Below are 7,931 nucleotides of genomic sequence, written 5' to 3'. Positions count from 1 at the left end.
AGTCTTCCCAGGCAATTTAAGTACTGGTGCCATTTATGAAAATGATTGGGGTCATCTGCAAAACAAGACGATGCATTCTGTTGTGACATCCGGTTTTGGCTTTTGGGGTCCGCCGATTCGGATTGGTACACGCTCAGAGATTGTGATGATACAAATCGAGTTTGAATAAAGGGAGCCGTTCCAAGCTGCAACGTGACATTCCAAATAGAAGGGGCAATAAGTAGAGAGCCATCGACGTCAACGATGGGGAAGGCTTATTGCCCACCACACGAAAGAGGGAGGAGAATAAATTCTACTTTATTAATTTGAACTCCCTGAAATAAATCCTATACCAGTACCTACCCATATTCCTATTAATATACTAATTGTAAATAATCCGATTCCCATGCCTTCCCAACCACCAATTCCAATTACGCTAAAAATAATTACGCCAATGCACATCATACTTAGTACAGTAGAAGTGGAAAATAAAGATTTTCTTGAAACTTTACGAGATGTTATAAACATCCCAATGGCAAATACAATTCCGCTAAGCAATATAGGAGTCCATCCTTCTAACATCAAAGCATCCATTTAATTACCTCCTGTGAAGTTTTTCCGCAAAATACCTAAGATTTTTACTTGAAAAATTTCATCTTAACTTGATTTATTCATAGTTAACTTTAATGGGACCATATCGCGACCAGCCATCGTATCCACTATATTCGAACTTTAAAAATCCAATGGGTTCTACTTCATGTATAGTTAAAACAACTACCGCTTTTGATGGTTCCCTTGTTTTATAATAAGCTAAACTCTCTTCCGCTTTTCCACCGTTATCAATGTAGTAATGCAAATACAAGCTTGTATCACTTGATTTAATCTCTTTGCTGCTTCCAGTAATTTGGGCTGACTCTCCAGCTTTAAGACTTTTTATCGTCCCGACCTCTTCAGAGACTCCATAAGTGGCACTATATGAAAAAATTAAATTAGACAAATCTTGATTACTCAAATTATTAACTTCTATAGTAACTCCTCTATCATAATCTTTAAACTCACCTTGGCTTTCCGTTTCCCAAAAATATAAGACAGAATAAATAAATATGATAAATGCAGCTATTGGCAATATATAAGTAAGAGTTAAAGCTAATGCTATACGTTTTTTGTTCAAAATATCACCTTTCCTTAATACAGGAATACTTTGTTTATTTTAACATAAATATCCACATTGTTTCGGATGCAAAAGCCTTAAAAAATTATTAATAGAGGAGTTGAACGAAAGATCATCGGAATTTGAGGACTAACTAAATTCATCCACTAAAAAAACGTAAAATCGAAAGGCTTGATTTTACGTTTGTCTTCATTTTTAAAGAGAGTTTTGTCTCTATGTGAATTAAGAACTTTATTTACCTTCTTCCAATATACCAATCAATTCATGCAGGTTACTTATCGTATATGTAGGCTGAACTTTCTCCGATACCTGCTTTGCTTCTCGATTGATCCATACGGATTGAATACCCGCACGAGACGCTCCAAGGATATCGGTCATTAAATTGTCTCCAACCATTAATACTTCTTCCTTGCTAACTGAAACGAGCTCAAGGGCATGCTCAAAAATAGATGGATCTGGTTTTCCCTTTCCGAATGCTCCAGAAATTATAATATGATCGAAGTATGGTGAAATTTCTGGAGTAATTTCAAGCTTTGTGTTTTGCAGGCTTGGCGAGCCATTTGTTATTAGTAGTAGCGTATAGTTACTCTTTAATATGTCTAATACTTCAAATGTTTCTTCATATACAAAAGGGCTTTCCTTGCGCATACGTGGAAAATAACTTGCTAGTTCCTTTCCAAGAGTCACATCCTCGACGCCAAGCTTTTGTAAGCCTTGTGTCCAAGCATGTTGTTGATAGTCTGCAATTAGTAGCTTCATCTTTTGAAAATCTTCCCCTGGATCATCAAATGTACCCCATAGTCCTTCAAAAGGATTAATACCAATCATTTGAGTGAATGGACGTGTTTCATATGAATCATATAACTGGCTTGCCGAGTCACGAACGGATTTTTCGAGCTCTTCAGAATTTACGCCAGCCTTTGAAGCAGCATAATCACAGGTTTTCTGAAAAGCCGTTTCTACGCTTTTCTTGTCCCATAGTAAGGTGTCGTCCAAATCAAAAAATACAGCTTTTTTCTTCATCTATGTACCCCCTCCACTAACTTACTTATTACTTTACCTCAGTAAAGGGATGTATGTCACTACCGTTAGTTAAAATGTTAATAGCGTATTGAGCGGACCGTCTGTGCGAATAATATCTTCAATTGATTTTATCGGAATTGGGAAGTATGGAAAACCGTATACATAAGGGGTAATTTCATAGAGCTGAAAGTATATGACGATAGTATGATCGGCCAGGTAGTAATCCTGGTCAGTTCTGATGGTAGTGAAATCTTCTAAAAGAGGAACATCCCAGGCTTCTATTTTCTTCGAAATAATTTGAGATAGCTTCTCTACATAATTACTATTTGGATTGAACAAGTCCTTTAATGAATATTGTTTTCCAGTCATAACATCGAAGGTTAAGGACTTGGTAATAGTTAAACCATGAGCACCGCCTGTAAAGGAATAAACGGTAAGGCTTAAGCTTAAAATATTTCGCTCGTTTGTCTTAATTTCATAAGTTCCTACCATCTCCACTAATGTCTCATTATAAAAGCCCTGTTCAATAAGGAGATTATTTAAAAGAGAAACAATATCTCCATTAATCTTTTTTTCTGTTAAAGAATGAGGTAAGTTAGTAATATGAGGATAATTAACAGAAATGTTAGGTTTTGAATGGGTAATGTTTTTGTTTGTAACGCAAACTGGAAAATCCACTGTTCACAACCTTTCAAACATAATAGTAATTATATGAATGAAAGGAGTTTCATATGTTTTTAAAAAGAATAATGATTAAAACAGACCAAGAAATATCAAAGGATGATTATCCCTTTACTATACCTACAATCCAAAAATTTAGGGAACTTGAAATAACAAATAGCGTCACCTTCTTTGTAGGTGAAAATGGCACAGGGAAATCGACTCTATTAGAAGCAATCGCAGATCAATGCGAGTTTAATACTGCAGGTGGAGGCCGAAACAACTACTATGAGGTAGATGCTGCAGAGAGTGCATTAGGAAAACATTTGAAGCTCTCTTGGATGCCAAAGGTGACGAACGGCTTCTTTTTACGTGCAGAGACATTCTATCAGTTTGCTTCCCATGTGGTGGAAAGTGGAAGTGTGGGATCGTATGGAGGGAAATCACTTCATGAGCAATCACATGGTGAATCATTTCTATCCTTATTTTTGCATCGTTTTAATGGGAGAGCTATTTATTTATTGGACGAGCCAGAGGCAGCACTTTCTCCGCAAAGACAGTTGGCCTTTTTAAAGATAATGTATGATTTAGTTCAGGAAGAGGATTGCCAATTTATTATTGCTACACATTCGCCGATAATTTTAGGTTTTCCAGAAGCGACAATTCTTAGCTTTGATGACGGAGAAATAGAAGAAGTAGAATATGAGCAAACAGCACATTATCAAACAACTAAATATTTTCTAGATCACCGGGAGAAATTTTTAAAAGAGTTATTGGAAGGTGATTAGATGCCAGTGATTTTAGATTATCTAGATGAGATGCTTTATGCAATTATGATTTTTTTACCGGTCCTGATTATTTGGCGGCTAATCAGATGGAAAAGGCGTGGTTTTCATTTAAGGGAAGGATTATACGAGCTTGGCGTGCTATTTCTGATTGCAGTATTAGTGGGATTATTTTCACAGACTATTGTTCCAAAGCCTGAAGAGGAGCAAGCATATGTGCACAGCATAAACTTAGAATTATTTCGAGTAATAGAGGAAACTTGGAACGCTATTATTTACTTAGGGTATTGGGAACCCTTTTATATTAACTTCCTTGGCAATATTGCTTTGTTTGTACCACTAGGTTTTCTTTTTCCACTTCTTTTTAGACGTATGGAGATATTTCCCTTTCCTGTACTCATTGGCTTCTTTATATCGCTATTTATAGAAATCGTACAGATTCCACAAAATAGAAGCAGTGACGTAGATGACCTTTGGTTAAATAGCTTAGGAGCGCTAGTAGGGTATATTTTTTATCTAATTATTAAAAGGAAGTTTCCTGCTTTTTGTAGGGTGTTCAAAAAAAATCAACCTACGAGTTTATAATGGTACCGGTTTGGGTAAATATGAAACGGACAGTATAAAGCAAGGAGACATCAAGAATGATGATACAGAAGGACACACAAACAGAAAAAAGAAGAGACAATATTATAGAGGATTTAGTAAACAAAGGTGTTTTTAAAATTGATGGAAAACAATTATATGAACTGAATTTTTATCAATTAATGAAGCAATATATAAATGATGAGAAACAAACAAATTAGTGCCTATTAAAAGGCACTTTTTTTAATTGCATTAATCTACTTATATGGCTAATGGTCGATAATAAAAATGTGGTACACTTGATTCAAACACAGATGAGGTGGAGAAAAACTTGACAGTTATACAGAATTTAAATGAAACATTACAAAAAAAATGGGCAGAGGCTGAATTTGCATTTGAAATGCCTATCCAAACCCAACTAATCCCACATATGCTTAACGGTTCAGATATAGTAGCAGAGTCCCCGACAGGAACAGGTAAGACATTGGCTTACGTTCTTCCTTTACTACAAAAGGTTGATCCTTCTAAGAAACAGATACAAGCGCTAGTCGTAGTCCCTTCACAAGAATTAGGGATGCAAATTGTAGAGGTATTTAGAGAATGGGCTACAGGAACGGGTGTCTCAGTAGCTCAATTAATCGGTGGAGCGAATATTAATCGTCAAATTGAAGGATTAAAGAAAAAACCAAATATTGTAGTTGGAACACCAGGTAGGCTGCAGGAGCTTGTAAAAGTGAAAAAGCTGAAAATGCACGAAATTAATACAATCGTATTAGACGAAGGAGACCAGCTCCTAAGCAGAGAGCATCGTACAACTGTAAAGGGTTTAATAGATGCAACTGTTGAAAGACAACTTGTCGTAACCTCTGCTACAATCACTGAGGAAATAGAGCTAGTTGCAGAGCGTATGATGAAAGAGCCTGTCCGAATCCATGTGACAGCTGAGGAAGTACCAGCTAAAGGCGAAGTCATCCATAGCTTTGTTAAAACAGAAACTAGAGACAAAACGGAGCTTTTAAGAAAGCTGTCTCACTTACCAGGCATGAGAGGGCTAGCATTTGTTAATAGCTTAGATCAGTTGCTGATGAAGGATTATAAGCTATCCTATAGAGATGCACCTATCGTTTCCTTACATTCGGAAATGAAAAAAGAGGAACGAAAAAAAGCGCTAGACGATTTTAAAAACGGAAAAGTGAGTATCTTAATAGCGACGGATGTTGCAGCTAGAGGATTAGATATTTCAGGACTTACACACGTCATTCATGTAGATGTTCCACATTCTATTGAGCAGTACCTACATCGTTCAGGACGTACGGGGCGAGCAGGCAAAAATGGAGAAGTTTTAACACTTTTATCATATAACGATGAAAAAACCTATAAAAAATGGACAAAAGACATTCCGGGTAAAGCCGTTCAAAAAATATGGTATCGTGGTGAATTAATAGAAGGTTCATCCAAAACGATCGATAAAAAGGGGAAGTAAGTAATGGGGTTCCAACAAAATCTTGAGGAATATGCTGAGTTAGTTGTTAAGGTTGGCTTGAACATTCAAAAGGGACAACCGCTTTTAATTAATACCACTACGGATACGATTGATTTTACAAGACTTATTGTTAAAAAGGCATATGAAGCAGGAGCAAAAAGAGTTGAGGTCAATTATACAGATGAAGTAAATGCAAGATTGTTTTATGATATGGCACCTGATGAAGCATTTCATGAAGTCCCAAAATGGGTGGTTGCACAGCGGGATGAATTAATTGAAAATAAAGGGGCCTTGTTATGGATTGATGCAGATAATCCAGATTTGCTAGAGGGAGTTGCGATAGATCGTATTTCTAACTATCAAAAGGCTTCAGGTAAGGCATTAGAAAATTACCGCAAGGCGGTAATGAATGACGTAATTACTTGGTCGATTGTAGCAATGCCTTCTCAAAAATGGGCAGCAAAGGTATTTCCTAACCTAAACGAAACAGAACAAATGGATGCATTATGGGAGCTTATCTTCAAAGTAGTGCGCATTGGAAAAGGAACTGCGGTTCAGCAATGGCAGGAGCATATTAATAATTTAGAGTCACGTGCAGCATTATTGAATGAAAAAAGATATAAAAAACTGCATTACAAGGCAGAAGGCACAGATATTGAAGTGGAATTGCCAAAAGAACACATCTGGCAATCTGGAGCTAGTAAAAACGCTCAGGCAGTGCCATTTATCGCTAATATGCCTACTGAGGAGGTTTACACAGCGCCACTCAAAACTGGTGTGAACGGTTTTGTAAGCAATACTAAGCCTTTTGTCTACCAAGGGAATGTGATTGATGGCTTCAAATTGACGTTTAAAGATGGGGAGATTGTTAAGGTTCAGGCATCTTCTGGTGAGAAGCTTCTGCAAGAGCTGATTCAAACGGATGAGGGCGCAAAATATTTAGGTGAAATCGCATTGGTACCACATGAATCGCCTATTTCAGCATCTAATGTATTGTTTTTCAACACTTTGTTTGATGAAAATGCTTCTAATCACTTTGCTATCGGAGAAGCATACCCGACATGTGTGGAGGGAGCTAGAGGTTTAACAGCAGAGGAATTAGAAATAATGGGTATTAACACTTCTATCGTCCATGAAGACTTTATGATCGGAAGCGCAGGTATGGATATAACAGGCGAATTAGCAGATGGAACGAAGGAACCAATCTTTATTAAAGGTGCATGGGCATTTTAAGGAGCTGATCTTCAGTGAAAAGATGGATAAGTTTACTTATGATTCTTTTAGTTTTATCTCCTGTGTATGCAGTAGAGGCAAAGTCGCCAGAGGTTTATATTCCTTTAGGTGATTCACTTGCCGCAGGTCAAACACCAAATATGGCAATTGATGCAGGATATACGGACTTAATTTCACAAGAGTTAAAGAGAGCCAATCTGCTTGGATTCTACTCTAAAGGGCTAGCATTTCCAGGATATACAACTAGTGATGTCTTGAAAACCGTTCAGTCAACTGAGGCGAAGGAACTTCTGGCAAATGCCACACTTGTTACCATCTCTGCAGGGGCTAATGATTTGTTAAGGCTAGTACAGGTTAAGCCTGCAAGTGGAATGGTCGCTTACTCACAAGTTTCTGCTAATTTTGCACTAAATAATGTTAGAAAAAATATGCAAGAAATCATAAAAGAAGTTCAAGCTACAGCACCTAAGGCTAAAATATACGTGATGGGATACTATTTTGCATATCCTCATGTACATGAGTCTCAAAAAGAAGGTGTCGGCAAAGAGTTAGATAAGCTGCATACGATTCTACAATCTGTAGCAGAGCAAAATGGAGCAACTTATATCTCAGTGGAAGAGTCTTTCGATGGGAAAGAAAAAGAATTGGTACCAAGTGTTGGTGATGTTCATCCTACGCTAGAAGGCTACCGTCAAATGGCTAACTCATTCTTTAGTAAGTACAATTCCCGTATGCTTGTGTATGAGCACGAATTGCCTAAGCCTAATCCGTTAACCTTTGAAGAGCTTATAGAAAATAGAAATCAAAGTAATAATGGTTCAACGCAAACGCAGGCAAATGCATTGTCAATTAATCGCTATCTATCGTTTACAAACGGTAATTATATAGCTTTGGTCTTGCAACGTATTTTATCATAAAACACATTGCTCAAAAGAGTTATGAGCAATCAACTTAGCTAAGAACTTGAAGAGCCCCCAAATTTATGGTTCATCAAAATAGTGGACCATTATTTGGG

General features: G+C 37.0%; 10 protein-coding genes and 1 pseudogene. 7 read left to right on the top strand and 4 right to left on the bottom strand.

Annotation, left to right across the window (positions count from 1 at the left end; genetic code table 11):
* A pseudogene (locus AC06OU_RS13165) lies at positions 1-169 on the top strand (metallophosphoesterase); the annotation flags it as partial.
* Positions 170-300: 131 nt separating this feature from the next.
* On the opposite strand, the gene AC06OU_RS13160 reads toward AC06OU_RS13165, so the two are convergent.
* The 4 genes from AC06OU_RS13160 to AC06OU_RS13145 all read right to left on the bottom strand — a co-directional run bounded on the left by AC06OU_RS13160 (position 301) and on the right by AC06OU_RS13145 (position 2,851).
* Positions 301-573, bottom strand: a complete 273-nt coding sequence (locus tag AC06OU_RS13160) for a YesK family protein (RefSeq protein WP_475856332.1) — start codon at positions 571-573, stop codon at positions 301-303.
* A gap of 73 nt (positions 574-646) precedes the next feature.
* Positions 647-1,150, bottom strand: a complete 504-nt coding sequence (locus tag AC06OU_RS13155; RefSeq protein WP_475856331.1) for a hypothetical protein — start codon at positions 1,148-1,150, stop codon at positions 647-649.
* Between the two features lie 231 nt (positions 1,151-1,381).
* The gene (locus tag AC06OU_RS13150) at positions 1,382-2,173 is read right to left on the bottom strand and encodes an HAD family hydrolase (RefSeq protein WP_475856329.1); all 792 of its coding nucleotides are present in this window, start codon (positions 2,171-2,173) and stop codon (positions 1,382-1,384) included.
* A gap of 69 nt (positions 2,174-2,242) precedes the next feature.
* Complete coding sequence (locus AC06OU_RS13145) at positions 2,243-2,851, bottom strand: DUF3298 and DUF4163 domain-containing protein (RefSeq protein WP_475856327.1); 609 nt, start codon at positions 2,849-2,851, stop codon at positions 2,243-2,245.
* Between the two features lie 53 nt (positions 2,852-2,904).
* On the opposite strand from AC06OU_RS13145, the gene AC06OU_RS13140 reads away from it, so the two are divergent.
* From AC06OU_RS13140 to AC06OU_RS13115, 6 genes are all read left to right on the top strand, one after another.
* Positions 2,905-3,621, top strand: coding sequence for an AAA family ATPase (locus tag AC06OU_RS13140; RefSeq protein WP_475856325.1), 717 nt, complete (start codon positions 2,905-2,907; stop codon positions 3,619-3,621).
* A complete protein-coding gene (locus AC06OU_RS13135) occupies positions 3,622-4,203 on the top strand; it encodes a VanZ family protein (protein ID WP_475856324.1) in 582 nt (193 codons plus the stop codon).
* A gap of 56 nt (positions 4,204-4,259) precedes the next feature.
* Positions 4,260-4,421, top strand: a complete 162-nt coding sequence (locus AC06OU_RS13130; protein WP_169360728.1) for a Fur-regulated basic protein FbpA — start codon at positions 4,260-4,262, stop codon at positions 4,419-4,421.
* A 110-nt stretch (positions 4,422-4,531) separates the two neighbouring features.
* Positions 4,532-5,683 carry a DEAD/DEAH box helicase gene (locus AC06OU_RS13125; RefSeq protein ID WP_342559911.1) on the top strand — a complete coding sequence of 384 codons (1,152 nt, stop codon included), beginning with the start codon at positions 4,532-4,534 and terminating at the stop codon, positions 5,681-5,683.
* A gap of 3 nt (positions 5,684-5,686) precedes the next feature.
* Positions 5,687-6,916, top strand: coding sequence for an aminopeptidase (locus tag AC06OU_RS13120; RefSeq protein WP_475856323.1), 1,230 nt, complete (start codon positions 5,687-5,689; stop codon positions 6,914-6,916).
* A 14-nt stretch (positions 6,917-6,930) separates the two neighbouring features.
* Positions 6,931-7,833, top strand: a complete 903-nt coding sequence (locus tag AC06OU_RS13115; protein WP_475856322.1) for an SGNH/GDSL hydrolase family protein — start codon at positions 6,931-6,933, stop codon at positions 7,831-7,833.
* Positions 7,834-7,931: the final 98 nt, after the last annotated feature.

Source organism: Psychrobacillus sp., from assembly GCF_056205495.1.
Note: the sequence above shows the minus strand (reverse complement) of the source record. Positions and strands in the feature narration are given on the sequence as shown.